Origin of the sequence: Planktotalea sp. (assembly GCF_965659345.1) — a bacterium.
Lineage (GTDB): Bacteria > Pseudomonadota > Alphaproteobacteria > Rhodobacterales > Rhodobacteraceae > Planktotalea.
The window spans coordinates 180,011-205,684 of sequence record NZ_CBFHVK010000004.1 but is presented as its reverse complement, the minus strand read 5'-3'; the positions used below and the strand labels follow the sequence as shown (position 1 = coordinate 205,684).

General features: G+C 51.7%; 25 protein-coding genes and 1 pseudogene. 11 read left to right on the top strand and 15 right to left on the bottom strand.

The features are described from left to right. Both ACTG3Z_RS04645 and ACTG3Z_RS04640 read left to right on the top strand, forming a co-directional pair. A complete protein-coding gene (locus ACTG3Z_RS04645) occupies positions 1 to 1,563 on the top strand; it encodes a sulfatase family protein (protein ID WP_439141539.1) in 1,563 nt (520 codons plus the stop codon). Positions 1,564 to 1,572: 9 nt separating this feature from the next. Beyond that, on the top strand, positions 1,573 to 2,760 hold the full coding sequence (locus tag ACTG3Z_RS04640) for a cytochrome P450 (RefSeq protein WP_439141538.1): 1,188 nt from the start codon (positions 1,573 to 1,575) through the stop codon (positions 2,758 to 2,760). On the opposite strand, the gene ACTG3Z_RS04635 is transcribed toward ACTG3Z_RS04640, so the two are convergent. From ACTG3Z_RS04635 to ACTG3Z_RS04580, 12 genes are all read right to left on the bottom strand, one after another. Continuing rightward, positions 2,757 to 3,791, bottom strand: coding sequence for an ABC transporter ATP-binding protein (locus ACTG3Z_RS04635; RefSeq protein WP_439141536.1), 1,035 nt, complete (start codon positions 3,789 to 3,791; stop codon positions 2,757 to 2,759). The genes ACTG3Z_RS04640 and ACTG3Z_RS04635 overlap by 4 nt on opposite strands. Beyond that, entirely contained in the window at positions 3,779 to 5,200 is a 1,422-nt protein-coding gene (locus ACTG3Z_RS04630) for a mannitol dehydrogenase family protein (protein WP_439141534.1), read from the bottom strand. The genes ACTG3Z_RS04635 and ACTG3Z_RS04630 overlap by 13 nt, the downstream gene beginning before the upstream one ends. After that, positions 5,197 to 6,090 (bottom strand): helix-turn-helix domain-containing protein, encoded by an 894-nt coding sequence (locus ACTG3Z_RS04625; protein ID WP_439141533.1) that lies wholly within the window; start codon positions 6,088 to 6,090, stop codon positions 5,197 to 5,199. Before ACTG3Z_RS04625 ends, ACTG3Z_RS04630 begins: the two co-directional genes overlap by 4 nt. Positions 6,091 to 6,094: 4 nt before the next feature. Continuing rightward, entirely contained in the window at positions 6,095 to 6,853 is a 759-nt protein-coding gene (locus ACTG3Z_RS04620) for an SDR family oxidoreductase (protein ID WP_439141532.1), read from the bottom strand. A 1-nt stretch (position 6,854) separates the two neighbouring features. Beyond that, a complete protein-coding gene (locus ACTG3Z_RS04615) occupies positions 6,855 to 7,691 on the bottom strand; it encodes a carbohydrate ABC transporter permease (RefSeq protein WP_439141531.1) in 837 nt (278 codons plus the stop codon). An 11-nt stretch (positions 7,692 to 7,702) separates the two neighbouring features. Next, positions 7,703 to 8,647, bottom strand: a complete 945-nt coding sequence (locus tag ACTG3Z_RS04610; protein ID WP_439141530.1) for a carbohydrate ABC transporter permease — start codon at positions 8,645 to 8,647, stop codon at positions 7,703 to 7,705. 182 nt (positions 8,648 to 8,829) lie between these two features. After that, a complete protein-coding gene (locus ACTG3Z_RS04605; protein ID WP_439141528.1) occupies positions 8,830 to 10,128 on the bottom strand; it encodes an ABC transporter substrate-binding protein in 1,299 nt (432 codons plus the stop codon). Between the two features lie 334 nt (positions 10,129 to 10,462). Next, positions 10,463 to 10,840 (bottom strand): response regulator, encoded by a 378-nt coding sequence (locus ACTG3Z_RS04600; RefSeq protein WP_439141527.1) that lies wholly within the window; start codon positions 10,838 to 10,840, stop codon positions 10,463 to 10,465. Beyond that, on the bottom strand, positions 10,833 to 12,740 hold the full coding sequence (locus ACTG3Z_RS04595) for a CHASE domain-containing protein (protein WP_439141526.1): 1,908 nt from the start codon (positions 12,738 to 12,740) through the stop codon (positions 10,833 to 10,835). Before ACTG3Z_RS04595 ends, ACTG3Z_RS04600 begins: the two co-directional genes overlap by 8 nt. Positions 12,741 to 12,847: 107 nt before the next feature. After that, on the bottom strand, positions 12,848 to 13,222 hold the full coding sequence (locus tag ACTG3Z_RS04590) for a response regulator (protein WP_439141525.1): 375 nt from the start codon (positions 13,220 to 13,222) through the stop codon (positions 12,848 to 12,850). Between the two features lie 162 nt (positions 13,223 to 13,384). Then, positions 13,385 to 14,497 carry an S-(hydroxymethyl)glutathione dehydrogenase/class III alcohol dehydrogenase gene (locus tag ACTG3Z_RS04585; protein ID WP_439141524.1) on the bottom strand — a complete coding sequence of 371 codons (1,113 nt, stop codon included), beginning with the start codon at positions 14,495 to 14,497 and terminating at the stop codon, positions 13,385 to 13,387. Positions 14,498 to 14,580: 83 nt separating this feature from the next. Then, a complete protein-coding gene (locus tag ACTG3Z_RS04580) occupies positions 14,581 to 14,922 on the bottom strand; it encodes a RidA family protein (RefSeq protein ID WP_439141523.1) in 342 nt (113 codons plus the stop codon). Positions 14,923 to 15,131: 209 nt separating this feature from the next. On the opposite strand from ACTG3Z_RS04580, the gene hisD reads away from it, so the two are divergent. From hisD to ACTG3Z_RS04545, 7 genes are all read left to right on the top strand, one after another. After that, on the top strand, positions 15,132 to 16,439 hold the full coding sequence (hisD, locus tag ACTG3Z_RS04575) for a histidinol dehydrogenase (RefSeq protein WP_439141522.1): 1,308 nt from the start codon (positions 15,132 to 15,134) through the stop codon (positions 16,437 to 16,439). A 3-nt stretch (positions 16,440 to 16,442) separates the two neighbouring features. Further along, positions 16,443 to 17,204 (top strand): SDR family NAD(P)-dependent oxidoreductase, encoded by a 762-nt coding sequence (locus ACTG3Z_RS04570; RefSeq protein WP_439141521.1) that lies wholly within the window; start codon positions 16,443 to 16,445, stop codon positions 17,202 to 17,204. Further along, positions 17,201 to 18,181 (top strand): alcohol dehydrogenase catalytic domain-containing protein, encoded by a 981-nt coding sequence (locus tag ACTG3Z_RS04565; protein WP_439141520.1) that lies wholly within the window; start codon positions 17,201 to 17,203, stop codon positions 18,179 to 18,181. Before ACTG3Z_RS04570 ends, ACTG3Z_RS04565 begins: the two co-directional genes overlap by 4 nt. 38 nt (positions 18,182 to 18,219) lie before the next feature. Then, positions 18,220 to 18,726, top strand: coding sequence for a sulfopyruvate decarboxylase subunit alpha (comD, locus tag ACTG3Z_RS04560; protein WP_375267320.1), 507 nt, complete (start codon positions 18,220 to 18,222; stop codon positions 18,724 to 18,726). Further along, positions 18,723 to 19,277, top strand: coding sequence for a sulfopyruvate decarboxylase subunit beta (comE, locus tag ACTG3Z_RS04555; protein WP_439141519.1), 555 nt, complete (start codon positions 18,723 to 18,725; stop codon positions 19,275 to 19,277). Before comD ends, comE begins: the two co-directional genes overlap by 4 nt. Then, positions 19,277 to 20,371, top strand: coding sequence for an alpha-hydroxy acid oxidase (locus ACTG3Z_RS04550; protein WP_439141517.1), 1,095 nt, complete (start codon positions 19,277 to 19,279; stop codon positions 20,369 to 20,371). The genes comE and ACTG3Z_RS04550 overlap by 1 nt, the downstream gene beginning before the upstream one ends. Positions 20,372 to 20,437: 66 nt before the next feature. Further along, positions 20,438 to 20,983 (top strand): hypothetical protein, encoded by a 546-nt coding sequence (locus ACTG3Z_RS04545; protein ID WP_439141516.1) that lies wholly within the window; start codon positions 20,438 to 20,440, stop codon positions 20,981 to 20,983. Here ACTG3Z_RS04545 and ACTG3Z_RS04540 read toward each other — a convergent pair. Further along, positions 20,980 to 21,591 (bottom strand): GyrI-like domain-containing protein, encoded by a 612-nt coding sequence (locus tag ACTG3Z_RS04540; RefSeq protein ID WP_439141514.1) that lies wholly within the window; start codon positions 21,589 to 21,591, stop codon positions 20,980 to 20,982. The genes ACTG3Z_RS04545 and ACTG3Z_RS04540 overlap by 4 nt on opposite strands. Positions 21,592 to 21,686: 95 nt before the next feature. Between ACTG3Z_RS04540 and ACTG3Z_RS04535 the strand changes: the two genes are divergently transcribed. Further along, complete coding sequence (locus tag ACTG3Z_RS04535; RefSeq protein ID WP_439141513.1) at positions 21,687 to 22,628, top strand: hypothetical protein; 942 nt, start codon at positions 21,687 to 21,689, stop codon at positions 22,626 to 22,628. 120 nt (positions 22,629 to 22,748) lie between these two features. Here the strand turns inward: ACTG3Z_RS04535 and ACTG3Z_RS04530 are convergent, their stop codons facing one another. Continuing rightward, the gene (locus ACTG3Z_RS04530) at positions 22,749 to 23,864 is read right to left on the bottom strand and encodes a site-specific DNA-methyltransferase (RefSeq protein WP_439141512.1); all 1,116 of its coding nucleotides are present in this window, start codon (positions 23,862 to 23,864) and stop codon (positions 22,749 to 22,751) included. 100 nt (positions 23,865 to 23,964) lie between these two features. Continuing rightward, positions 23,965 to 24,603, bottom strand: a pseudogene (locus ACTG3Z_RS04525) (ribonuclease HII); the annotation flags it as partial. Positions 24,604 to 24,840: 237 nt separating this feature from the next. Here ACTG3Z_RS04525 and ACTG3Z_RS04520 point away from each other — a divergent pair. Beyond that, positions 24,841 to 25,605 (top strand): alpha/beta hydrolase fold domain-containing protein, encoded by a 765-nt coding sequence (locus ACTG3Z_RS04520; protein WP_439141511.1) that lies wholly within the window; start codon positions 24,841 to 24,843, stop codon positions 25,603 to 25,605. Positions 25,606 to 25,674: the final 69 nt, after the last annotated feature.

Genomic DNA, 25,674 nt, shown 5'->3' with positions numbered 1-25,674 from the left:
ATGATAAAGAAGCCAAATTTCCTTCTGTTCATTACAGATCAACATCGTGCGGATTGGCTTGGCTGCGCTGGGCATCCTGTGGTGAAGACCCCCAACATCGACGCGATTGCAGCGCAGGGGACTCGTTTCGAAGACTTCCATGTTGCTTTGCCAGTGTGCATGCCCAATCGTGCGTCGCTCTTCACGGGGCGTATGCCGTCAGTGCATGGATTGCGCCACAATGGTTGCTTGCTGTCCGAACGTGCAAATACGTTCGTCGATGTACTGGCTGCGGGTGGCTATGCGACGGCGAGCATCGGGAAGAGCCATTTGCAACCTTTTACGGATGAGCCGCCTTTGCGCAAACCGGATGGTGTGGAGCGTTTGGTGCCTGAAGCTTGGAAAGACGACGTGGGTCGTTACACGAAGGAAGAACCCGCGAGCTTTGATAAACCCTCTGATGCACCGTTTGAAACGCCCTACTACGGTTTCCAGCACGTTGATATGGTGACAAGCCACGGGGATCAGTGTGGCGGTCAATATGGTCAATGGTTCCGTGAGACGGTTCCGAACTGGAAAGAGCTGCACGCTCCTGCAAACGAGCTTGCGCATGACTATACCTGCCCACAAGCCTATCGAACGCCAGTTCCTGAGGATAAATACCCGACAGCTTGGGTTGCAGATAAAGCGGTCGAATATCTAGAGGGGCGCAAAGACGCAGATGACCCGTTCTTTGCTTTTGTGTCCTTCCCCGATCCGCATCACCCGTTTAATCCGCCGGGCAAATATTGGGATATGTATGACCCCAATGATTTCGATGTGGATCTGCCTTATGACGCGCACGAAAACCCAACGCGGCCGATGCAGCACGAGAGCAAGATGTTTGAACAAGGGATCGAGCCAGCGATCCCCCAAATGCCTTTCCGCGCGAGCGATCAACACATCCGCGAAGCCAAAGCGCTGACCGCTGGCATGATAACTATGATCGACGATCATATCGGCCGCGTGATCGAAGCGCTGAAAGCGTCGGGCGAATATGATAATACGGTGATCATATTCACTTCGGATCATGGGGACTACCTGGGTGACTTCAATCTGATGCTGAAGGGTCCGATCATGCTGCCTTCTATCACGCGGGTTCCGATGATCTGGTCTGACCCTGAGACGCGTGCTGAAGTGCAGACAGAGACGATGGCTTCGACCATTGATATCTCTGCCAGCATTCTCGAACGCGCAGGTCTGGCACCTTACAACGGCATGCAAGGGCAGAGTTTTCTGGGCGCATTGGATGGTACTGCTGCGCATCGTGATGAAGTCATGATCGAGCATAATGATGGCGGTCCGCGCATGGGTTTCAGCAAAGCCGTGCGCGCACGTACACTCCGCTCTGCCGATTGGCGCATGACGGTGTTTGCGGGTGAAGATTGGGGTGAACTTTATGAGCTCAAAACTGATCCGCGTGAGTGTAGGAACCTGTGGGATGATCCAGACTACGCGAGCACCAAAGCCATGCTATCGATGCGCTTGCTCGATCATCTGACGTTTCAAATGGATGAAAGCCCGCGCGCGACGCGGCTCGCTTGAGTTAGGTTAATGGCTGATACTCACACCAGCGGTGCTCCAATTTGCGATGTTGATTTCTATGATGACGTCAATATCCAAAACCCAGTGGATGCATATCACAAAATGCTCTCGCTCGGGTCTGTGGTCTGGCTGCCAAAAAACAAGCTTCACGCGATATGCGGATTTGAAGAGCTAACAACATCCTTGCGCAATCACCGAGTTTTTCAGTCGGGCAAGGGCGTGTCGATCAATGAGGAGATAAATCCATTCCTTGTGGGAAGTACGTTGAATTCCGATCCGCCCCGTCACGATGAAACCCGCGCAATTACGTTTTCACCGCTCACGCCAAGGTCGCTTAAAGATGTGAAGGACCGGATTGAGAACGAAGCGCAGAAGCTAGCGGAGACGATGACAAACGCAGGCGAATTTGATGCAGCAAGTGACCTTGCGCCCTATCTCCCGCTTACCATCGTGCGCGATCTTGTGGGGCTAGGGGAGCACGGATCGAACAATATGCTCGATTGGGGTGCAGCTACGTTTGAGTTGATGGGTGATCCACGTGAACGTCGCGATGCTGCTTTGGCGAATATGAAAAAGCTGCGTGCGTTCCTGGACGATCCTGAAACACTGGGTGCTCTGAAACCCGATGGTTGGGCGAACCGAGCGACGCTCGGGGGTATCGCGCATGGACTTGCGCCAGACAAAGCGGTTGAGCTGATGCGCGACTACATCGCGCCAAGCCTAGACACGACGATTTCAGCGATTGGCTACGCGATGCTGCTGTTCGCGAAACATCCTGATCAGTGGCAAAAACTGCGTGCTGACCGCTCATTGATCGCCAATGCGATTGAGGAAGTCGTGCGTTTGAACACACCTATCAAGGCTTTCTCTCGTTATGTTGCTGAGGACATCAAAGCATATGGCGTGCAGCTAAAGGCGGATACGCGAGTGCTCATGGTGTTTGGCGCTGCAAATCGTGATGCACACAAATTCCCGGACCCTGATCGCTTTGATATCGAGCGTAAAGTACGTGGGCATGTGGGGTTTGGGCATGGTGTGCATGCCTGTCTTGGGATGCACTTGGCGCGTTTAGAGATCAGCTGCCTCTTGAACGCTTTGGCCGACCGGATCGAACAGTTTGAACTGTCCGGTCCAGTCGTTTCTTCTGTGAACAGCAGCATTCACTCGTTCGCGAGCGTGCCGATCCGTGTCGCTTAAGCGCGCAGACCGCTGTCTTTGTCAAAGTAGTGCGCGAGCTCTGGCTTGATCGTGAAGCTCAGTGTTTCGCCCAGTGCCTCAACGGGTGGCTTTTCAGTTTTTGCGATGAACTCTGTGCCGTTTGATGTGACCATGTGGACCAAAGCGTACTCACCTAGGTTCTCAACCAGCTCAAGCTTGCCTTGGATCACCGCACTTGCGGCGTCCGCAGGTGTGAGGTGCTCTGGGCGCAGACCAACCTGATCGTTCGCGCCAAGTTCACGACCAAGAACAGCTGCGGCAGACGCAGGCATATCAGCCGACGCGAAGAAGTTCATCTTTGGGCTACCAATGAATTGCGCAACAAACGCGTTCGCCGGACGCTCATAGAGCTCGATAGGCGAACCCACTTGTTCAATACGACCATCGCGCAGCACGACGATTTTGTCCGCAAGCGTCATCGCCTCGACCTGATCGTGTGTCACATAGATCATCGTGGTGCCAAGACGCTGGTGAAGGCGCGCGATCTCAAGGCGTGTCTGAACACGCAGAGCAGCATCAAGGTTAGAAAGCGGCTCGTCAAAGAGGAACACATCTGGGTCACGCACAATCGCACGGCCAATCGCAACACGCTGGCGCTGACCGCCAGATAGATTGCGTGGGCTGCGATCAAGGTAATCTGTGATCTGCAAGATGTCAGCCGCGGCATCGACACGACGCTTGATTTCAGCAGGGTCGGTTTTCGCCTGCTTCAGACCAAAGGCCATGTTTTTATAGACCGTCATATGCGGGTAAAGCGCGTAGGTTTGGAACACCATCGCAACACCACGCTTGGAGGCGGCAACGTCGTTTACAACGCGCTCGCCAATCGCGACTGTGCCGTCGGAGATTTCTTCAAGCCCTGCGATCATACGCAGCAGCGTGGATTTACCACAGCCCGAAGGACCAACGAAAACAACAAACTCGCCGTCTTCAATATCAAGATCGACGCCATGCATGACTTGAACATCACCATAGCTTTTGCGCACATCGCGTAGAGTTAGACCGGCCATTTCAGCTCCAATTCAGAGATTTCTTTACGCAGGGTGTCTGCGAATTCAGGATATGCTGTTGGAAGCTCGCCCCAGAGTAGGGGGGAGGTGATAAAGTCATCAGTTCCCAACAAGCTTTTCAAGTCGTCCCAGCTTGGTTCGACGTATTCAAAAGGGATGTTCCCAGCGGCGACATGTTGCGCGAACACGTACCAGCTCGCGATACTGCGAATGCTGTGAAGCGGCATGATACCTTGCGCGAGACAGCCTGCGAGCGTGGGACGGATGAAGATTGGGAACTTCACCATGCCATCTGCACAAATCCGCGCGACAGTGTCACCAATGGCAGTATTGCTAAAGCGCGCTGCGATCTTGCTCAGATAGGCTTCTTTGGAGAAGGGCAAATCCAGCGTGATCGCAGGCAGAACTTCTTCAGTTTCGAAGGCGTTGAAATGCGCGAGCAAATGCGGGGTACGCATGATTTCATCAAAGGTTTCGATCTGCTCAAGCGCTGCGAAATAGCACATCGCTGTGTGACCACCATTGAGAACGCGGATCTTGGTTTCCTCATAAGGATCAACGTCGGGTGTGATCGTGACGCCCGCCTTCGCAAGATCGGGCATGTAGCCCGCAAAGTTGTCTTGTAACACCCATTGGATGAAATCCTCGGCCATGACAGGTGACGTGACTTCGCGACCAATAAGTTGCGTCAATTCTTCACCTAGCGCTTCAGGGCTGCGCGGTGTGATCCGGTCCACCATGGAGCATGGGAACGTCGCATTCGCTGACACCCAATCGGCGAGAGCTTGGTCATCACAAGCCTTCAGATAGGCCAACAAATTGCGGTGCAGCATCTTGCCGTTCTGGCGAATGTTATCGCAGCAGGCGATTGTCAAAGGCGCACCATTTGCATCCTTCCGCCTTTGCAACGCTGCGCGCAGATAACCGTAGACACTGCTTGGCGCGTTGCCCTTGATCTCACCCGCGATCACAGAATGCGTTGTATCCAGGTTACCGTTTGGATCAGTATAGTAGCCGCTTTCGGTCACAGTAATCGTGACAAGATGCACGGTAGGTTGTGCCAATAGCGCTTCGCTTTTGGACGTGTCACTGGCCCAATCGAGGAAGGCGACATGGCTGCGCACACGGCGCAATTCGACCTGACCTTCAGAGGAGATGGATTTTAAAAAGTAACCATCGTGATCATCGACATCCTTGGTGGCAGCTTCAAACTGTGCACCTTCAGACCCTCGTAAATTCACAGCGGCAATGCCCCAACGCAGATCGTTGGTTTGCTGCATGTAGTCGTCAATGTAGACAGCTTGATGCGCACGGTGAAACGCGCCAAAGCCAAGGTGCACGACACCAATGGAACAGGCGCTTCGCGCGAAACCTGTTGCGGCGATGTGCATGTGGGCTGCACTGTTCATGAGTTCGCCTCCGTTTGAGAAAAGAGATCTTTGCGAGCCGCTTCTCGATATTCTGAAGGGGTCATGCCCTTCATTTTCAGGAAGTGACGGTTGAAGTTTGCGATGTTCTGAAAACCAGCACGACCGCTGATTGTCATGATCGGCGCGTCAGACGCATAGAGCATACCGCAAGCTTTACCGATGCGAATGCGGTTCACGAACTCGACGAAATTATGGCCTGTGACAGTTTGAAAATTTCGGCTGAATGTGGCTTGCGTCATGCCCGCGATATCCGCAGCTTGTTTGACGGATAGCTCTTCGCGGTAATTCTCGACCACATAGTCAACGACCGTGCCGATCATTGCGTGTTTGCTACCATCACTTGGCTGTTTCAAGCGTGTGACGGACAGAAGCCGTTTTTCTGCATGTTCATTCAAACGCACCAAGAAACGGATGAAGGCTAGAATGCGCTCTGGTCCCTGATGATCCCGGATGGATTCCATATGGCCGCGTGCGAAAGTCGCGTTAAAGCCTTCAAACAGGATGCCGGATTGGGCGGACATCAGCATGTTGCGCACCTCTGCAAATTCGGTGAAGCCTTTGGCCAAGCTTTCAACGCTGCTGTGGCTGAACTGAACCAGCATATCGCGGATATGCACAGGTTCGGAGACTTGTTCATCCGTAACCCAGTTGTGGGGCAAGTTAGGACCTGTGAGGTACAAATACCCCGGCTCAAAATCACCGATGTAATCCCCAACAAAAGCTTTTCCGCGGGTTTCTGTGATCAGGTGCAATTCGTATTCTTCATGTGCGTGCCAACGACATAGGTCCGTTGGCCAGCCATGCTCTAAATAGCGGATGGAGCGTGTTGTGCGATCAACGAATTCTGTTTGAGGAAGGATTATCGACATACAGTTACCTCAACACATTTCCACCATCGACACCGATGGTTTGCGCGGTCATGTAGCTGGACTGATCGCTCGCGAGAAACACCGCTACGCGTGCTACGTCTGCGGGCGCACCCATGTAGCCAAGCGGGACTTCTTCGCCTACTTCGCGTTTTTTTTGACCGATTTCTTTACCTTCAAACTTGGCAAAGAGGGCATCTACGGATTTCCACATTGGCGTATCGATCACACCGGGGCTGATCGCATTAACGCGAATTTTGTGCTCTGCAAGCGCGAGGGCAGCAGATTGTGTATAGCTGATTACGGCTGCTTTGGTGGCACAGTAGTGCGCCACAAGGGCTTCGCCGCGATGGCCAGCTTGGCTTGCCATGTTGATGATGGAGCCGTGTTGTTTGTTTGCGACCATGGACTGAGCGGTGCTTTGCATGACGGCGTAGAACGCACGCACGTTGAGGCCAAAGAGACGGTCGAACTGACCAAGATCAGCATCCAAAACAGAGCCCATATCGAACAAGGCAGCGTTGTTGAACAGCACATCTGGTTTGATTTGAGCGATCCATGTTTGGCAATCTGCAAGACCGGCTTCACTGAGCAGATCGAACCGTTTGTAGATGGCATCGTCGTCAAAGCTGTCGGCGATATCTGTTGCATAAACCGTCGCACCGAGGGCGACAAAATGTTCCACAGCGCTGGCCCCAATGCCACCAACGGCACCGGTCACAAGAACCGTTTTACCTGTTAGATCTGTTGGGGCCGCGTTGAGCATTTTACTTCACCGCACCGAATGTAAGGCCGGCAACAAGTTGCTTCTGGCAGAACCAGCCGAGGACAACGATTGGCGCGATTGCAGCGGTAGAGACCGCAGACAGACGTCCGAAGAACAAGCCCTCTGGTGCGCGGTTACCTTCGATCAACGTGGACAGTGTTGCCGCGTCGATGGTTGTTAGGCGTACAGTCCAGTAAGCTTCGTTCCAGCAGAAGATGAATGTTAGAAGCGCTGTGGATGCGATACCGCCCCATGCGAGTGGGATCAGGATGTCCTTGATCTCGCCCCATGTGGAGACGCCGTCCATCTTACCCGCTTCGATGATCTCTTTCGGGATCTCTTTGAAGTAGGTGAAGAGCATCCAGATCACGATGGGCAGGTTGATCAAGCATAGAACCAAGATCACCAAGAAGTGCGTGTCATAGATGCCAAGGAAGTTCTTGGTCAGGAAGGTCATCGGATAAAGAACCGCCGCCGCTGGAAGCATCTTGGTAGAGAGCATCCACATTAGGATATCTTTGGTATGACGGCTAGGATTAAAGGCCATTGCATAGGCAGCTGGAACACCGACAACCAGTGCGAACAATGTCGCGAAGGAAGACGTGATGACCGAGTTAATGGCGAAGCGCCAGTAATCGTAGTTTTCGGTCATGTTCGTATAGTTCTCCAGCGTAGGTGTGAAGGAGAACAGCAATTCCGGTTTTACCGCATCCGCGTCCGTCTTGAAGCTGGTGAACACGAGCCAAAAGATCGGGAAGAAGAAGATCAGTGCGATCACCCATGCAGCGACGGGCCAAAGAATATTACTAAGACGGGATTGTTGAGCAACTGTTGCCATTGTCTTTTTCCTTAATCCATCAAGCTCTTGCCAACCATCCGCAGCAAGAAGATTGCGATGATGTTGGCTAGGATGACTGCGAAGATGCCTGTGGCACTCGCGGCACCAATGTTATTATTCGCGAATTCGCCAATGAGGTAGGGCAGGTTCTTGTTACCACTGCCGCGGGAGACGATTTCGATCTCTGCATAAAGCGACAGGTGGAAGATCGACTGGATCATCACAACAATCGCGATAGGGCGCGCCAGGTGCGGCACAGTCAGGTTGATGAACTGCGACCACGGGCTTGCACCATCGAGTGTCGCGGCTTCTTTCTGGCTCTCGTCCTCAGACTGGAGGGAGGTCATGAAGATCAGAACAGCGAAAGGTGTCCATTGCCAAGCGACCATCATGATAACAGCGTAGGCAGAGTTTTGAGTGGAGCGGAACGAGATCGGTTGAATTTCTGGCCATAGATTGAAGAAGCTACCAATCACGGGCCAAGTCCGAAGACCGTCGACGAGCTCGTTCAGTGCGCTAACCGCGATACCGTTCAAACCAAGCACCGGATCGAGGATCATGTTGATCCAAAGAACGGCGTTTACGGCTGGCATAACGAAAAAGGGCGAGATCAATAGGACACGTACAATGCCGCGACCCGGGAATTTCCTGTTCACCAGAACCGCGATACCGAGCCCGAGAATGACCGTGAGGATCAAAATGCTGGCGACGATGAAGACAGAGTTCTGGATGGCGAACCAAAAATCCTTGGCGTTCAGAACGTATTCGTAGTTGCCAAAGCCGCGCCAGTTGCTTGGGCTTGGCGTTGTCCATTCAGGACGTCGCGTGTTGTTTAGAACATAGCGGATGAAGGAAAAATACAGCGTCATGCTGAGGGGAACAAGCATCCAGATCAGCAGCAGTATCACCGCAGGTGTCTGAAGAATTCGGGGGAGCGTTCTGTTCGAAGAGGACATAGCTCGAGTCACCTCGCAAAGTAGGGATTTCTAGGCATCGGGTTGTTTTGGCGGGGCTGTGTCTGGCGACCAGCAGCTTTTAGTGTGCCGCGATCAAAGCCAAACAAGCTTTATTTTATGTGAAGCAATGGGCCCGACCAGATGAGATCGGGCCCAAAACGCTTTACTCAGATGAAACGGGCTTACTCGTAGTAGCCAGCTTCTTTCAAGATCGCGTCAGCTGCAGACTGTGCTGCTGCAAGTGCGTCTTCTACGGACTTGGAGCCGGACAAAGCCGCTGCCATTTCCTGACCGAAAGCAGTACCGATTTCTGGGAACTCGGGGATCGCTACGAACTGAACACCAACGTATGGCTTGATGTCTGTTGCTTCTGGAGCAGCAGAGTTGATCGCAGCAAGTTCAGCTTCGGCAAATTTAGCGACTGCCTGGAACTCGGGGATTGCATATGTAGATGCACGCTGACCTGTTGGAACTTTGCCCCAACCAAAGTCTGGGTGGTTACCTACAGCTTGTACGTAGTCTTTGGACGTTGCCCACTCGATGAATGCTTTTGCTTCATCTGTGTTTTCTGTGCCTGTTGGAACGGCCATTGCCCATGCCCACAGCCAGTTCGCGCCTACTGGGTTACCAGCGTTTGGCGACTGAGCGTAACGAACATTTTCGTTCTCAAGGAATGACGCAGCGATCGTCGCATCGATCCACAGGCCACACTTGCCTTCGTTGTACAAAGCCAAGATCTCGTTGAAGGAGTTACCTTCAGAACCTGGAGGTCCATACTTCTGCAGCAGGTCAACGTACATGCTAACCGCAGCATTAAACTCAGGTGTGTCAAATGCTGGCGTCATGTCGGCGTTAAGATAGGCCGCGCCGAAGGAGTTAGCGATCGTACCGATGAATGCACCGTTGTCGCCCCAACCTGGCTTACCGCGCAGACATGCACCGTAAACGCCGTTGTCCGGGTCGTGCATAGCAGCAGCAGCAGCGACGACATTGTCCCAGCTGTCGTTGTCAGCGATTGTTACGCCAGCAGCGTCTGCAAGATCACCACGGTACATAACCATGGAAGATTCACCATAGAATGGTGCAGCATAAAGCTGACCGTCAGCGGACAGACCAGCACGCATAGCTGGCAGGATGTCGTCGACGTCGTAGTCTGCGCCGAAGTTCAGTGGCTCGATCCAGCCTGCTGCGCCCCAGATAGGTGCTTCCTGCATGCCGATGTTGATGATGTCGTACTGACCGCCACCAGTTGCCGTGTCAGAAGTGACCTGATCACGCAGAACGCCTTCTTCCAAGGATACCCAGTTCAGCTTAACACCTGTTTCTTCTGTGTAAGCTTCAGCAACTTTCTGCATGTTGATCATGTGACCGTTGTTCACGATCGCAATTGTAAGTTCTTTCGCGTGACCGTCTGCGAATGCAGTTGTCGCCGCTGCGATACCCATGGACAGGCCAAGAGCTGTGTTACGTAGAGATTTCATTATCTTCCTCCCAGAAGTCTAAAGAATCGAACCCAGAACAGGTTCTTGTAATCATTATCGGAGATACTTAGCGACTCGATCTACTACGATTTCTACATTCTGATATACGAAATTTGCAAAAAATCAAATTTTAGCTCAATTGTTTACAGTTGATGGATGAGGGAATTTTTCAATTTCAGAAATTTATATTTAAAAACAATGATTTATTGCGATTTTTGAGATGTTGAGGGGAGCAGTGTGCGGCTTAAATAACTGTATAATACGTATTACTTAATGATGATTTAGTACATTCAGACCTCTCTGCGTCCTTTGTGGCAGTGTGTTGAAGCGCGTTCTACGCGCTGAAATGATTCAAAGTTTCGCATAATTTGCTCAGACTCACGGGTTTCGGGAGTACGGATGTAAAACCATGCTCATGGCAGCGTTCAACGCTGTGCCAATTGCTGTCTGCCGTCGTTGCAATCACAGGAAGGTTCTTTGGCGGATCTTCACACTTGCGGCGAATGGCATCCGTGGCATCAAGACCTGACACTTTTGGCATGTGAATATCCATCAGAATAACACCGATCTTCGGTGCGTTCTGGGAAATCAAATCAAGTGCTTCTGCACCGTCATCGGCGGTTAAGCATTCGAACCCCAACTCTTTACACATTTCGACGATGACAAATTGCGAGAGCGCGTCATCTTCGACAACAAGTACTACGTTATTCAAGGTGCTTTCCTCTCGCGTTATACCCGCGTGTTGGCAAGTGCAGTTCGAACACAGTGCCTTTCCCAAGTTCGCTGGTAACCTTCAAATCCCCACCCAACAGCTGAGCGAGATCATAGCTGATCGCGAGGCCAAGCCCTGCGCCACCGCGCTCGCGCGTTATCGAGCCATCGACTTGGCGATAGCGCTCAAAGATGAGTCCAAGATCGCTTTGTGCAATTCCGATCCCAGAATCCTCAATTGCGATCACAAGCATTTCAGGATCGTTTTGAGTTGCAGCGATCGGGTAGGTCTTGATCGCAATTTCACCCTGCTCGGTAAAGCGGATCGCATTGTCCATAAGATTGTTCAGTAGTTGCGAGACGCGAATATCATCGGCGTAGATTTTTGCAGGTGTATCATCGGACACGTGAGCCACGATGCTAATGTCTTTTTCAAGCTTGCTAATCATCCCCCGTGCAAGGGTTTGCCACTCCGTAACGAGGGGCTTGATCGCAATATCTCGTTCAAGAAGTTCGACTGCGTTTGCTTCCAGACGAGAAGAATCGAGCACATCTGTAAGCAGCTTTATCAAGTTTTCAGACGCAGTCTTGCCAGCCTTTACCAGCTTTTCTTGTTTTGCGGGCAAATCGGCGCGCGCGAGGAGGACTAAAATTCCACTAATCGCCGTCAAAGGTGTGCGTACTTCATGGCTGATCGTTGAGAGGAATTGGGACTTCATCTCGCTTACGTTTTCAGCTTCCTTGCGTGCGACAATGAGTTCGGCGTTGGTGATTTGTAGCGCGCGCGCCTCACCATCCAATGCAGAAGTGGCCATATCGGCAAATGCAATCCCACGTCGATTAGCACGGGTCAGAACGATAAATATCATTAGCAAAGACAGATCGACTAAAAGACCTGCACACAGCAGCGCGATAGACTCAATTCCGGAGTTATCAGCGCGAAAATTCAGACCTGCACGAATGTCGAGAACCCATTCGCGTCCATAGAAATTCATCGAGATCTTTCGTTCCCCCAATGAGTTTACGTCATAGTCAGCGTCTTCATTGTTGATTTCATCGTAGATCACTTGATCACCATCTGTGATCCTGATCGCTGTGGTGCGCCTGTCTTTATTCAAGACGCCATCCAAGAGTTTGTGCACAACGAAAGGCGCGTAGATAGCGCCTGTAAATTGCGCGCGCCTTTTTTCTAAAGTGTCATGGCTATCAGTTGCGTAATAAGGTGCAAAAAAGAGGAAGCCTGGCTTTTTGCTTGCGTCTTGAACCAAAACGATAGGTCCGGTGATTTGTGCCGAGCCCGTATCGCGTGCTTGGTTTAGTGCCGTGTGGCGATTGGCTTCATGGACCATATCAAGTCCAACAGCCTCAATATTGATGTCGACAGGTTCTATCAAAGTGATTGGCTGGTAGATGTTACCGTCATGGGGTGGGTGGATGCGGTAGGATGGTCGGCTGCGTTGTTGCTCATTAAGATAAGACTCTAGGTCTTCTTCTTTGATTTGATGGATCACCCCGATGCCGTTTATGCCGGGATAGCGGTCTTCGATTTCCAGATTGGCTGCAAAGGTTTGCCATTTTTCAAAGTCTAAAAGATTGTCATGGGTGCGCATCGCTGCGACGCCGCCCCAAAGTGCCAATTCATACTTTTGTAGTCGCTCTTCGATCAGTTCTGCGACTTGATCAGCAGCTGACGCAAACCTTGCTTCTGTCCGCAAAGTGATTTGCATCCGAGAATATTGCCAAATTGAAAACGTCAGAACCAGCGACATGAAAACCGCGAACCAATGTATTGCTCTAAGCTTGCTGTATTTACTAAGGGAGCGACGTTCGCGCTCGACATACTCGGGATCAATGTTTTGAGAGTATTGAGTTACTGCATCCGCGGTCGTGTCGATAGTCATTGCCAAGTCCTTCGAGAGAACAATAAAGGCATGTCAATCAAAGGCAGTCGATTACTACCGTTTTTTGATATGTCATATCGAGACATACAACTTAAGAGTGGATTTAGCTAGTTAAGTTTTGCACTTCGTCGCGCAGCGTGCTCGATCAAAGCTTCCAAATCACCAATTGCGATTGGTTTATGAAGCATCCAGTTAATGCCCGGATATTCAGAAAGCACTTCCCCTTGGGCAAAACGTCCTGACCCGGTTACGAGAATGATTTCTGCATCAGGTGCTGCGTAGCCTGCAAATTGTGCAAGACTGAGACAGTTGGAATCGCCGATCACTAAGTCCAGAACAAGCACATCGATCTGATGGCTTCTGAGCGCGGTATAAGCGCTTTCAAGTGTGTCGCATTCAATGACCTTATGACCTGCACTTGTGATGCATTCTCCGTAGAGCGTGCGAGTGGATTCGTCATCTTCCAAAAGTAGGGCTTGCATCTCGCGTTGTCCTCTTCTCGGTCACCAATCGGAAAGAAAGGTTAACAAAAGGTTAACAATGTTAAGCAACTGAGAAAAAGTTGGTCAAAACACGTAAAGACAAAAGAAAGCCGCCGATCCAATTGGTTCGGCGGCTCGTTCTTATATGACTAAAGGCGTTTACTAAAATTCAACGACAGCACGAATGGACTTGCCTTCATGCATCAGATGGAAGCCCTCATTGATCTCGTCCAATGTCAGCTTGTGCGTGATCATCGGGTCGATCTCGATCTTGCCATCCATGTACCAGTCTACGATCTTTGGAACATCTGTCCGCCCCGAGGCTCCGCCAAAGGCAGTTCCGCGCCATGAACGTCCTGTCACAAGTTGGAACGGTCTTGTAGAAATCTCGGCGCCGGCAGGTGCGACACCGATAATGATGCTTTCTCCCCAGCCTTTGTGAGCGGCTTCAAGTGCAGTGCGCATCACGCCCACATTACCTGTCGCGTCGAAAGTGTAATCTGCGCCGCCACCTGTAAGCTCGACCAGATGCGCCACCAGATCGCCGTCAACTTTGGAAGGGTTAACAAAATCAGTCATGCCAAAATGTGTACCCATTTCGACTTTGCTATCGTTCAAGTCAACGCCGACGATTTGATCTGCTCCCGCAAGGCGCAAACCTTGGATTACGTTCAGACCAATACCACCAAGACCAAAGACAATCGCGGTCGAGCCGATTTCGACTTTTGCTGTGTTGATCACAGCGCCGATACCTGTTGTGACACCGCAGCCAATGTAGCAAATCTTGTCAAATGGAGCGTCTTTACGCACTTTTGCCAACGCAATTTCTGGCACAACCGTGTGGTTCGCAAAGGTCGAACAGCCCATGTAATGATGGATAGGCGTGCCATCGAGCATGGAAAAACGCGTGGAGCCATCAGGCAACAGACCCGCACCTTGGGTAGAGCGGATTTTTTGACATAGGTTGGTTTTGGGGTTCAGGCAGTATTCGCACTCACGACACTCAGGGGTGTAAAGCGGGATGACGTGATCACCGACTTCTAGGCTTGTGACGCCTTCGCCCACTTCAATTACGATGCCTGCGCCCTCATGGCCAAGGATCGCAGGGAAAATACCTTCGGGATCATCGCCTGAACGGGTGAACTCATCCGTATGACAAAGACCTGTCGCTTTGATCTCTATGAGAACCTCACCGGCGCGCGGGCCCTCAAGGTTCACTTCCATCACTTCAAGAGGTTTTCCGGCGGCAACAGCCACGGCAGCGCGCGTTCTCATAGGTAATCCTTCCGTATTTATTCTGATCTTTTGGGGCGTAGGCTAACAATGCGCCATCTAAAAGCAAGCGCATTGAAGACAGCTTAATCGTAAGCTGCGTCTACGATGACTTCGACTTTTAATTCGGCCCGTGCGAGTTTGGCTTCACCGCAAGCGCGGGCAGGGGAATGACCCTCTGGCACCCATGCGTTCCACACTTCGTTCAAGCCGTCGAAGTCGCTCATATCAGCAAGCCAAATCGTAACCCGCAACATCTTTTCGCGGGATGATCCTGCTTGAGTGAGTAAAGCATCGACACGGCTTAGGCATTCTATGGTTTGTTCCTGTATTGTCGCGCCTTCGCCGACTTGGCCTGTAATGTAAGCAACACCATTATGTTTCACGATTTTTGAAGAGCGAATGCCCGTTCCGATACGTTCAATCATATTAAATCCCTTTCCTGTTGTTCATTGTAGTTTGGCCGCTAAAGACCCTTCAAGGCAGCCATGCCTGATGGAATGTACCTTTGCAAGACGCGTGTCATTCGCGCTGGAATCAAAGATTTTACGGCCTAATGTAAGCGCTTGCATTTTGATGCGGCAGCAGTATGTTCGACCCAAGAATCAAACTCTCATACCCGATAGGACCTTTGCCCATGACCCGTGAATATTTGAAAAAGGCTACATTGACCTCAAGCTCTGGTGCGTCTGAGGTTCATGACACAGTCAAAGGTATTCTCGATGACATCGAAGCCGGCGGTGATGCAAAAGCGCTAGAGTATGCGGCGAAGTTTGATCAGTATGATGGGGCTGTGCTTTTGTCCCAAGAAGACATCGACGCAGCAATTGCGTTGGTCCCTGAGAAGTTGAAAGCTGATATCCGTTTCGCCCACGACAACGTAAAGCGCTTTGCCGAGATCCAAAAATCGACACTTACGAATGTTGAAATGGAGATCGAACCAGGTTTTGTTGCAGGTCAGAAAGCGATCCCAGTGGATGCAGCAGGATGCTACGTTCCTGGAGGTCGTTATAGCCACATCGCCTCTGCGATCATGACTGTTACAACTGCGAAAGTCGCGGGTTGTCATAGCATTACGGCATGCTCCCCACCTCGTCCGGGCGTTGGAATTGCGCCTGCAATCATTTATGCCGCGCATATTTGTGGAGCGGATAACATTTTGGCGATGGGCGGTGTGCAGGGTGTTGCTGCGATGACCTTTGGTTTGTTTGGCCTGCCAAAAGCCAACATTCTTGTGGGGCCGGGCAACCAGTTCGTTGCCGAAGCAAAGCGTATCCTTTTCGGTCGTGTTGGAATCGACATGATTGCGGGACCGACAGATAGCTTGATCTTGGCTGACAAAGCAGCGGATCCACACATCGTTGCAACCGACCTCGTGTCACAAGCAGAGCATGGTTACAATTCACCAGTTTGGCTGGTAACTGATGATCGCGACTTGGCAAAGACTGTCATGGATATGGTTCCTGCCTTGATCGATGATCTGCCAGAATTGAACCGTGATAATGCATTTGCTGCGTGGCGCGATTATGCTGAGGTTATCGTTTGCGAAGACCGCGTAGATATGGCGAAATGTTCTGACGAGTACGCACCAGAGCATCTTACCGTTCAGGCAGAAGATCTTGACTGGTGGCTCGACACGCTGACTTGCTATGGCTCACTCTTCTTGGGTGAAGAAACCACGGTCTCATATGGTGACAAGGCCTCTGGTACGAACCACGTGCTGCCAACATCTGGCGCGGCTGGGTATACGGGTGGTCTGTCTGTGCATAAATACATGAAAATTGTGACGTGGCAGCGCTCCACCCGTGACGCGTCCAAGCGCGTTGCGGAAGCAACCGCGCGTATTTCGCGACTTGAGGGCATGGAAGGTCACGCACGCGCAGCTGATGTGCGTTTGGCGAAGTACTTTCCAGGTGAAAACTTTGACCTAAGCGCTCAAGGCTAAGGTATGACTGATCCGCGCGATCTTTTCGATCTGACTGGGCGTGTCGCCTGTGTGACCGGTGCCAGTTCTGGCATTGGTCGCCGCGTCGCGATCACACTTGCGGCAGCAGGGGCGTTTGTCGTCGGTGTGGCGCGGCGTGAAGCGGCTTTGCTCAGCCTCCGGGAAGAAATTGGTGAAGGTGTGGGTTACGTTGTCGCCGATGTTGCGGATCGCGATGGTCTCAAGGCGTTGGTTGAAGCTATTTCAGCGCCCTTCGGCGCGCCTGATATTCTGGTGCACGCAGCTGGTGTGAATACGCGCGAAGCGGCGGATGAAGTTACCGCTGAGGGTTGGGATCAAACGCTTGCGCTGAACTTGTCGGCGCCGTTCTTTATTAGCCAGGCCATAGTTCCTGCGATGAAGGCCAAGGGCTGGGGGCGCATCGTGAACTTTGCGAGTTTACAAACCACACGCGCCTTTCCGGGCGGCATCGCCTACGGTGCGAGTAAAGGCGGTATCGGGCAACTTACTCGTGCGATGGCAGAAGCGTGGTCTAGTGATGGTATCACGGCCAATGCGATTGGACCTGGCTTCTTTCCGACAGAGCTAACAGCCGCAGTTTTCGATGATCCCGCGCGTGCTGCGCGAAACGCAGCGCAAACTTGTGCAGGTCGTAATGGACGGCTTGAGGATATGGATGGCCCTTTGCTTTTTCTGTGCTCAGACGCGTCAAGCTATGTCACTGGTCAGGTACTGATGGTTGATGGGGGATTCACTGCAAAATGAAAGCACTGGTGTATGATGGCGTTGAAACGCTTAACTTCCGCGACATGCCAGACCCTGTCGCCGGCACGGATGAGCATCTGATTAAAGTCCAAGCTGTTGGCATTTGTGGCTCTGACATGCATGCCTTTTTAGGGCATGATGCACGTCGCCCCGCCCCGCTCATTCTTGGGCATGAAGCTGCTGGTGTTATCGTTGGCGGTGATATGGACGGTCGCCGCGTGACAGTTAATCCGCTTGTAACCTGTATGAGTTGCAATGCGTGCAAAGCAGGGCGTGTAAACCTGTGCCCAAACCGCGAAATCATCTCGATGATGCCGCGTGAAGGGGCGTTTGCACAATACATTACAATGCCAGATAGCAACCTTGTAACCGTGCCTGAGAATGTATCTTTGGCCAAAGCTGCGCTGGCGGAGCCGCTCGCAGTCAGTTGGCATGCGGCGCGCCTTGCGTTGGAAGCGCTTCATCCCAGCATGGAGAAACGCGCACTGGTGATAGGTGGTGGCGCTATTGGCCTTGCGGCGGCTTTGGCTTTGAAAGCTATGGGTGCAAATGACGTGACGATTGCAGAACCCAATTCTGCGAGGCGCTACTACTTAAACAAGACATGTGGACAAGTCACGCTTGCTAAAGCTGAAGGTCAGTTTGAAGTTGTGATCGATGCGGTCGGATATGCTGCGACACGCGCCGTAGCATCCGCCTGCGTCATGCCCGGTGGTGTGATCACGCACGTTGGACTTGGTGAGGATACAGGTGGGCTTGATGTCCGGCGCATGACACTGCAAGAGATCACCTTTATCGGCACCTACACCTACACCGCGCAAGACTTCCGCGACACCGCGCAAGCAATCTTTGACGGCCGCCTTGGTGCGTTGGATTGGACAGAAACACGTGGACTGAATGATGGGCAAAACGCTTTTGAAGACCTGCGCGCAGGTCGGGTCGCTGCACCAAAGATCATCCTTGATCCCTGGATTTAAAAGAACAACCGAATGACGCTTAACAAAGGAACCCACCCATGAATATCGACAAGAAGATCGTTGACGATCTTGTCGCGAACGATGTCTCCTTCGTCACAACAGTGCCCTGTAAACAGCTGGCTGGTGTGATTGAAGAAGTCGAAAATCGCGATGAAATCTTCCACATTCCGTCTAACAAAGAAGACGAAGGCATGGGCCTTTGCGCTGGTGCATTCATGGGTGGCAAACGCCCTGCGATCATCATGCAGAACACAGCGATCGGTGTGACCATCAACACCCTTGCGACACTGACACAGTTCTACCGTATGCCTTTGCCGATGATCATTAGCTACCGTGGTGAGTTGCGTGAGCCTGTGGCATGCCAAGTTGAAATGGCGGTTCATACTAAAGCGTTGCTCGCTCAGATGAACATCCCGACGTACCACTTCCATTGGCAGAAGGACGTCGAAGAGTTCGACAACATTCTGAAATACACATTCATGTGCAACAAGCCTGTCGCGATCCTGACAGATGCTAACTTCTGGGGAGGCTACGGCGACCAATGATCCGTTCAGAAATCCTAAAAGAAATCGCCCCGATCCTTAACCCGCACCTCGTGGTGTGTAACATAGGTCTGCCCAGCCAAGAGCTGCACATGATCGATGATAATGAGCGGAATTTCTACATGCTCGGCACGATGGGTCTTAGCTCTTCCATCGGTTTCGGTCTGGCGCTCGCGCAGGACAAGCCTGTGATCTCCATCGACGGTGACGGCTCAGTTTTGACGAACCTCGGCACGCTGCCCACAATCGCGAACAACGCGACGGGCAACTACACGCTGCTGATCATCGATAACGGCTCCTACGGCTCGACTGGCGATCAACCGACATATGCGGGTATGAAGACAAACCTGACGGATGTTGCGCGCGCCTGTGGCTGCGAGAATGTGGTTGAAGTGCAGGACAAGGACCTTGGTCCTGTGTTGCAAGACGCGATTGATAGTGACGAGATGACGATCATCGTGTGCAAGTGCGACAGCGGCAACATCAAGCTACCTGTGATTACGCTTGACCCTGTTGTGATCCGTCATCGCTTCATGGAAGCTGTGAAAGCCTAATGACTTGGGCCGCCGCGCATATCCACTCTGCGAGTGATGCGCGGCGGCTTGCCAAGAAGCGCTTGCCTTGGATGATTTTCGACTACATCGATGGATCAGCTGGGGAAGAGACGGGCGCTCTGCGCAATCGTGCAGCACTTGACGCTGCAACGTTGCGCCCACGTATTCTACGAGACGTGAGCGAGCGTTCTCTCTCTACCAGCCTCTTTGGTAAACCCTCTCAACGTCCTTTTGGGATTGCGCCGATGGGCATGTGTAACCTGTCTGGTGTTGGCGCCGACCTGATGCTTGCGCGCTTGGCCGCGAAGTATGAAGTGCCCCATGGCGTCTCAACCGTTGCCTCGACCCCTATGGAAAAGATCATTGAAGTTGCTGAAGGGCACGCTTGGTTTCAGCTCTATTTCAGTGGTGATGGAATTGGCACATTTAAGTTGGTCGAACGCGCGAAAGTTGCGGGATATCAAACGCTGGTGCTGACTGCGGATGTACCTGAGGTTGGGCGTCGCCCACGCGAATTGCGTCATGGCTTCAAGATGCCCTTCAAGATCGGGCCCAAACAATTTATCGACTTCGCGCTTCACCCACATTGGTCTTTATCAGCACTCTTTTCTGGCAAGCCGCAGATGGCGAATTTTGAGATGGACGGCTACGCGTTTGACCGCACAGAAAGTCGCGCACGCGCGGATTGGGATACACTGAAACGCTTGCGCGATGCTTGGGACGGCAATCTGGTTGTGAAAGGTGTGCTTGACGTCGAGGACGCTGTGGACCTGCAGAAAGCTGGTGTCGACGCCGTGCAAGTGTCCAGTCATGGTGCGCGCCAACTCGAAAGCGCGCCTTCTCCCTTTAGCCTGTTGCCCGCCATGCGCGCGGCTCTTGGGCCCAACTACCCGATCTTTTTTGACAGTGGCTTGCGCTCAGGCGAAGATGCTTTGAAAGCTTTGCATGCGGGTGCGAGTTACACATTCTTTGGCCGCTCTTTACAGTTTGCAATCGCGGCTGGCGGTGAAGCAGGTCTTGCCAAGCTATGGGATGTTTTCAGCGACGAGCTTAGCATTGCCATGGCGCAAACAGGGCTTACTGAGCTTCCTTAGCGCGAAATTATTGCTTTGTTGGATATGCTCGCTTACGCTCCTTCCAAACGACCACTGGAGCTTCAAATGAAAAACGCCTTTCTTCTTCTCTCAGGCATCGCTCTTTCGGCCTGTGTGTCCTCCGGTGGCCCCCGTCAGGCGGTGACAGAAGTGACGTTCTCATCGCAAAGTTCCAATGCATTGTTTGGCTATGACGAAACGCTGGTACAGGTCGTCGCTCCGCGTGACATGTCTAAGGTCATCTCGATCATTGAACCCCAAAGCGGAGTGCCATGTCAGTTACAAGGCGCGAATTTTTCGGCAAGTTTCAGAACACCGGGTAAAGTGTTGTTGCCTGACTATGGTAACTTATCTCAGCCGGTCAAAGTGACCTGTACGTATCAGGGGATCACACGCAGCGTGACTGCGAATGCCTTTGACGCAACTCGGGCGGAGGCTGTTGCAAACGCAACAGGTGATCAAGAAGACACGACCTTGGGCGGTGCGTTGTCAGGCGCGCTTGCTGGTGCTCTTGCTGGCGCGGTTGTCGGGCGTGACCGCAAAGGGCAAAACGATTGGAAGTACCCGACAATTTCGGTGAATTACCAGTCTATGGAAACGCGCAACCGTTAAACGCGTTTGACGGGCTGTCGCAAGATAGTTTTCAGCTTTTCAGGCGCTGTCTTGCGCGGATCTCCGAGATAGATCTCATGGTGTTGACCGTTCCAATCCAATCCATTGGCAGGCATGAATTCATCATGCAGATACGCGAGCGTCGGACCTTCAGCGCTGTACGGTCCAACATGCAAAATTTGCGCGCTAAGCCCTTCTTCAAAGCTCTCCAAGCGAAGCGTTTTGGGTTTCTGTCCTAGCTTTTTGATGGCCTTCTCGACGGCTTGCTCAAACATGTCTTCGCTAATCCAATCAGGCTGCATGATCATCATGCTCCAAAGCCACTCTTCTTTGCGATCTTGTGTGAATGCGCTCATGTCTTCTGCCCACCACAGCCCTTCAAGCGGAGGGACGACATAGTCTCTCTCAAGAAGCTGTTTTGACATGAATTTCAGTGGGTAACTCACACTGTAGAGCCATGATACAGCATCCGAATAAATCGTTCCTTCTGGAACCCCATGGCCATCGATCATGATGAACTTCATCTTTGGAACGTCGACCAAAACGAACTCTTTCGACTTTGGAGCATAGAGTTCTTTTAGCGTCTTTTTAAAATCAATTTTCTGCATTCTTCAGGCTCTGTTTTTGAAGCTTCGAAGACTGTTTACCCGAATTTCACGCTTATGAGCGATGAAAAGCGCATCGGTGAGTTGAAAGGAAATTTGTGAGAAAATTTCAAGCTGTTACATTTGTAGTGTTTTTAAGCGTATCGTCGGTACTTGGGTCGATCGCAGCGGCGCTGTGCGAAGAAAAACGCGCTTTTGATCAAGTGCGCGCTCAGACCAAAGCGTTTTTTGTGACAGGTGCTCCGCTGAGTGAAGCGCAAAACAGGCTCTTAGGGCGCGGGCTTTCACAGCTAAATTTATTGACCATCTTTCCGGTTTTGGCAGCCAACAACCAAACCATGCATGCACCCTTTTTGAACCGAATTCTTGATGAGTTTGCGGTCCTGCAGCTTTCAGGACGTCGCAACGCGCAGGTGCCAAGCGCGCGAAATATCGAAAAAGCAGCGCAAATATTTGAAGAGCTTTGCGCAAGTCCTCAATTGATAAATCAGGCGTCTATCGGTGTGAACAAACGGCTCATTCTTGAGCGGTTTGAGTTCAATTTCACCAATCCCTTCCGCGGCTGGACGGGCGCGGATGCAAGGTCCTACTTCAACCTTTCACTCGTGTTTTTTGTGTTACTTGGCTTGATCAGTTTGATTGTGTTCTTTTGGAAAGCTTATGTGCTGGCCTTCCCTTTCTTGGACAATAGAAGATACTGCAAAATTCTAGCTGTGCTGATTGTAAGAGACATAGAAATCGCAGGGCACATTACCATTCTAGGCTCATCCGCTGCTCGGTTTGTTCCGCTTTATGAAACCGTTGAGACGGGTGTTTTGAACATACAAACAACGCCGGGAAACGTGCGACTGGTCGTCGGAACTTCGGAGTTTTTGGCCTCTTTGCTGAGCGCTGTAAGTGAGTTCAGCATTATTACGTTTTGTGACAAACTTGATCGAGAGATCATGAATGAACTCTATCAGTCGTCAGAGATTCAAACACGGTTTGATTCACATTCGGAGTTGGAATCACTGATAAGCTCGAGAAATATTGAAAAGTGACCTAAGCAGGCAAGTCTCAAAACGCGAAAAGCCCCCGCCCTGTAGACAAGGCGGGGTTAGTAGGTGCTGCGAAGTCAGGACACAGGCACCGGCGGTGTTCTTTGAAAAGTGTTGCTTTGCTTAAGTCGGCTTTTCAGCCATCTCGGATCGGATTTGCTGACGTAGCAAATCAATTGGAACCATTTTGCCATCACGTTTGAATGACCAATATGTCCAACCGTTGCAGCTTGGGGCGCCTTCTAGCGCGGCACCAACTTGGTGGATTGACCCTTTGACATCATCCCCGATCAGAGTGCCGTCAGCGCGTACCTTTGCCTTGTGACGGTTGTTCATCGAATAAAGATTTTCGCCAGGGCGCAGCATGCCACGCTCAACAAGTTGGCCAAATGGAACGCGTGGTTCAGCGCGTTTTGAAGTCGAAACTTGTAGTGCCTCGCGATCAAACTTGCGGACTGCTTTGATGCGTTGTGTTGCGACCTTTCGATAGGCTTCCTCACGCTCGATCCCGATGTATTCACGACCGAGCATTTTGGCCACTGCGCCTGTCGTGCCTGTTCCAAAGAATGGATCGAGGACAACATCGCCTGGGTTTGTTGATCCAACGATTACGCGGTGCAGCAGGCTTTCTGGTTTTTGCGTCGGATGCGCTTTGTCACCCGATTCATCCTTGAGACGTTCGTGACCGGTGCAAATTGGAAGAACCCAATCAGAGCGCATTTGAATGCCCTCATTCAACGATTTCAGCGCTTCGTAGTTAAACGTATATTTTGCGCCTTCGGATTTTGAAGCCCAGATCATCGTTTCATGCGCGTTCGTAAAGCGTTTGCCACGGAAATTTGGCATCGGGTTCGACTTGCGCCAAACCACATCATTCAGGATCCAGTAACCTTCGTTCTGCAACGCAGAGCCAACCCGAAAGATGTTGTGATAAGAGCCGATTACCCAAATAGCCCCATTGGGTTTGAGCAATCGGCGCGCCGCTTTGAGCCAGTCTTGGGTAAACCTATCGTAGGCGGCGAATGAGGAAAATTGGTCCCAATGATCATCAACCGCATCAACGCGGGAGTTATCGGGACGATGCAGATCGCCTTTGAGCTGCAAGTTGTAGGGTGGATCAGCGAAGATCAGATCGATCGAATTTTCTGGCAGGCTGTTCATCACTTCGATGCAATCGCCAGATTGAATCGTGTTTAGGGGTAGCGCAGCTGTGCTCTGCGCCAGTTTTTGGTCTGTCATATCGTGCCTCATGTCCCGGCGATTTTTCGCTCTGTGGTTGAGACCCAATGTGATTCAAACCTGATTCGCGGTCAATTTCTTTTTCTAAACAATATGTTAGTTATTTTTCTTGATACAAGATGTTGTGTACCGGTTTGAACGAACGTCTATGGTGAGGGGTGACACCCAGTTTTTCCAACGCAGATTTGTGACTTTTTGACGGGTATCCGGCGTTCGTTTCCCAGCCATATCCAGGGTAGTGTTGCGCCAAATCCCACATGACATAATCTCGACAGATTTTGGCCACAATTGAGGCAGCAGAAATCGACACAGATCGGCTATCGCCCTTCACAATTGCCTCAGACGAGCCGGTCAAGCCGCGTGGGATCATGTTTCCATCAACCAAAAGATGATTAGGGCGTTGTTTCAACCCCGCAACTGCGCGCTCCATCGCAAGATGAGAGGCGCGTAAGATGTTCAGCTCATCAATTTCTTCGACAGATGCGTGGGCAATACTAACGTCCGCGCAAAGCAAAAGTTCGTCATGCAGCGCTTGGCGTTTCTTTGCGGAGAGCTTTTTACTGTCATTCAAACCATCGGGAATGTGCGCAGGATCAAGGATGACAGCCGCAGCCGTCACAGGGCCTGCAAGCGGTCCGCGACCAACCTCATCCACGCCAGCCACAATAGGTAAGCCTCGCGCGCGTGCTCTCTGTTCAAACGAATAGTCTGGCCCTACGATGCTCATGCGGTGTCTTTCTCGCGAATTGTGCTGCGCGTTCCACCTAAGACGTCGCTGTTGGAACTAAAAGCAAAGAGTGATCTTCATATGAACCCGGACTCACATTCAACAGAACTGCAGGCTGCGAACAAAAATCTTCAGCAAACCCTAAAACCGATGTTGAGGTTCATTCCTTCACAACGCTTAATCAATTGGTTGACGCAAAGACGCCCTCGCGCAGGGGGTCCGCATTATGATGCGGCGACAACTACCGCTATGAAATTGGGTGAAGTCGAGTGTTTGCGCGTCACGCCGGACGTCGTCAGAGGAAACACGACTGGGGATCAAGACGTCTGCATCCTCTATTTCCACGGTGGCGCTTATACGATTGGTAGTCCGAGCGCGAATGAGAACGATGCGCGTCGACTTGCGATCAGTTGCGCCATTCCGGTGATCTCTGTGAAGTACACGACAGCGGTTTATGCGCCTTACCCTGCGGCCGTGAATGATGCTGAAGCAGCATACGAAGCATTGTGTGCGAGTGGGGTCGTTGCCGACAGGATCGTTCTCGCTGGGACAAGCGCGGGTGGGGGTTTGGTACTTGCCTTACTCCATCGCTTGCTTGCAAAACAATGGCCAATGCCTGCTTGCGTGGTGACGTTGTCGCCTTGGCTTGATCTAAGCATGTCTTATCCATCTGTCGATGAGCTCAGTGCAAAGGATGTGATCCTCACACGCGCTTGGACCACGCGCGCTGCAAAGATGTACGCTGGGCAGACTGCGATCAATACGCCTGAGATATCGCCAGAAAACGGAAGTTTTGAAGGCGCTCCGCCTAATCTTGTGCTTTACAGTAAGGTGGAAATTTTTAGGGACGAGATTGAGAGTTTTGAAAAGATCCTTAACGGCTTTGGTGTCGAGGCAGAGTTTCATGCACATAACTTCGCGCCGCATGCGTGGCCGATGGTGGTTGAAGATGCACCCGAAACTGAAGACGCGTTCAGCTTAATCGCGCAGTTTGTGTCCAAACATACCACGTAGATATATAAAAAAGCGCGCAGCCATGTCCAACTGCGCGCTTCTTTGATGCTTGGCGGTACTAGAGGGGGG

Excerpts from the sequence above, each read along its gene's own strand:
- ACTG3Z_RS04645 (WP_439141539.1), top strand. The coding sequence starts at position 1 with ATGATAAAGAAGCCAAATTTCCTTCTGTTCATTACAGATCAACATCGT.
- ACTG3Z_RS04640 (WP_439141538.1), top strand. The coding sequence starts at position 1,573 with ATGGCTGATACTCACACCAGCGGTGCTCCAATTTGCGATGTTGATTTC.
- ACTG3Z_RS04635 (WP_439141536.1), bottom strand. The coding sequence starts at position 3,791 with ATGGCCGGTCTAACTCTACGCGATGTGCGCAAAAGCTATGGTGATGTT.
- ACTG3Z_RS04630 (WP_439141534.1), bottom strand. The coding sequence starts at position 5,200 with ATGAACAGTGCAGCCCACATGCACATCGCCGCAACAGGTTTCGCGCGA.
- ACTG3Z_RS04625 (WP_439141533.1), bottom strand. The coding sequence starts at position 6,090 with ATGTCGATAATCCTTCCTCAAACAGAATTCGTTGATCGCACAACACGC.
- ACTG3Z_RS04620 (WP_439141532.1), bottom strand. The coding sequence starts at position 6,853 with ATGCTCAACGCGGCCCCAACAGATCTAACAGGTAAAACGGTTCTTGTG.
- ACTG3Z_RS04615 (WP_439141531.1), bottom strand. The coding sequence starts at position 7,691 with ATGGCAACAGTTGCTCAACAATCCCGTCTTAGTAATATTCTTTGGCCC.
- ACTG3Z_RS04610 (WP_439141530.1), bottom strand. The coding sequence starts at position 8,647 with ATGTCCTCTTCGAACAGAACGCTCCCCCGAATTCTTCAGACACCTGCG.
- ACTG3Z_RS04605 (WP_439141528.1), bottom strand. The coding sequence starts at position 10,128 with ATGAAATCTCTACGTAACACAGCTCTTGGCCTGTCCATGGGTATCGCA.
- ACTG3Z_RS04595 (WP_439141526.1), bottom strand. The coding sequence starts at position 12,740 with ATGACTATCGACACGACCGCGGATGCAGTAACTCAATACTCTCAAAAC.
- ACTG3Z_RS04590 (WP_439141525.1), bottom strand. The coding sequence starts at position 13,222 with ATGCAAGCCCTACTTTTGGAAGATGACGAATCCACTCGCACGCTCTAC.
- ACTG3Z_RS04585 (WP_439141524.1), bottom strand. The coding sequence starts at position 14,497 with ATGAGAACGCGCGCTGCCGTGGCTGTTGCCGCCGGAAAACCTCTTGAA.
- ACTG3Z_RS04580 (WP_439141523.1), bottom strand. The coding sequence starts at position 14,922 with ATGATTGAACGTATCGGAACGGGCATTCGCTCTTCAAAAATCGTGAAA.
- hisD (WP_439141522.1), top strand. The coding sequence starts at position 15,132 with ATGACCCGTGAATATTTGAAAAAGGCTACATTGACCTCAAGCTCTGGT.
- ACTG3Z_RS04570 (WP_439141521.1), top strand. The coding sequence starts at position 16,443 with ATGACTGATCCGCGCGATCTTTTCGATCTGACTGGGCGTGTCGCCTGT.
- ACTG3Z_RS04565 (WP_439141520.1), top strand. The coding sequence starts at position 17,201 with ATGAAAGCACTGGTGTATGATGGCGTTGAAACGCTTAACTTCCGCGAC.
- comD (WP_375267320.1), top strand. The coding sequence starts at position 18,220 with ATGAATATCGACAAGAAGATCGTTGACGATCTTGTCGCGAACGATGTC.
- comE (WP_439141519.1), top strand. The coding sequence starts at position 18,723 with ATGATCCGTTCAGAAATCCTAAAAGAAATCGCCCCGATCCTTAACCCG.
- ACTG3Z_RS04550 (WP_439141517.1), top strand. The coding sequence starts at position 19,277 with ATGACTTGGGCCGCCGCGCATATCCACTCTGCGAGTGATGCGCGGCGG.
- ACTG3Z_RS04545 (WP_439141516.1), top strand. The coding sequence starts at position 20,438 with ATGAAAAACGCCTTTCTTCTTCTCTCAGGCATCGCTCTTTCGGCCTGT.
- ACTG3Z_RS04540 (WP_439141514.1), bottom strand. The coding sequence starts at position 21,591 with ATGCAGAAAATTGATTTTAAAAAGACGCTAAAAGAACTCTATGCTCCA.
- ACTG3Z_RS04530 (WP_439141512.1), bottom strand. The coding sequence starts at position 23,864 with ATGACAGACCAAAAACTGGCGCAGAGCACAGCTGCGCTACCCCTAAAC.
- ACTG3Z_RS04520 (WP_439141511.1), top strand. The coding sequence starts at position 24,841 with ATGAAATTGGGTGAAGTCGAGTGTTTGCGCGTCACGCCGGACGTCGTC.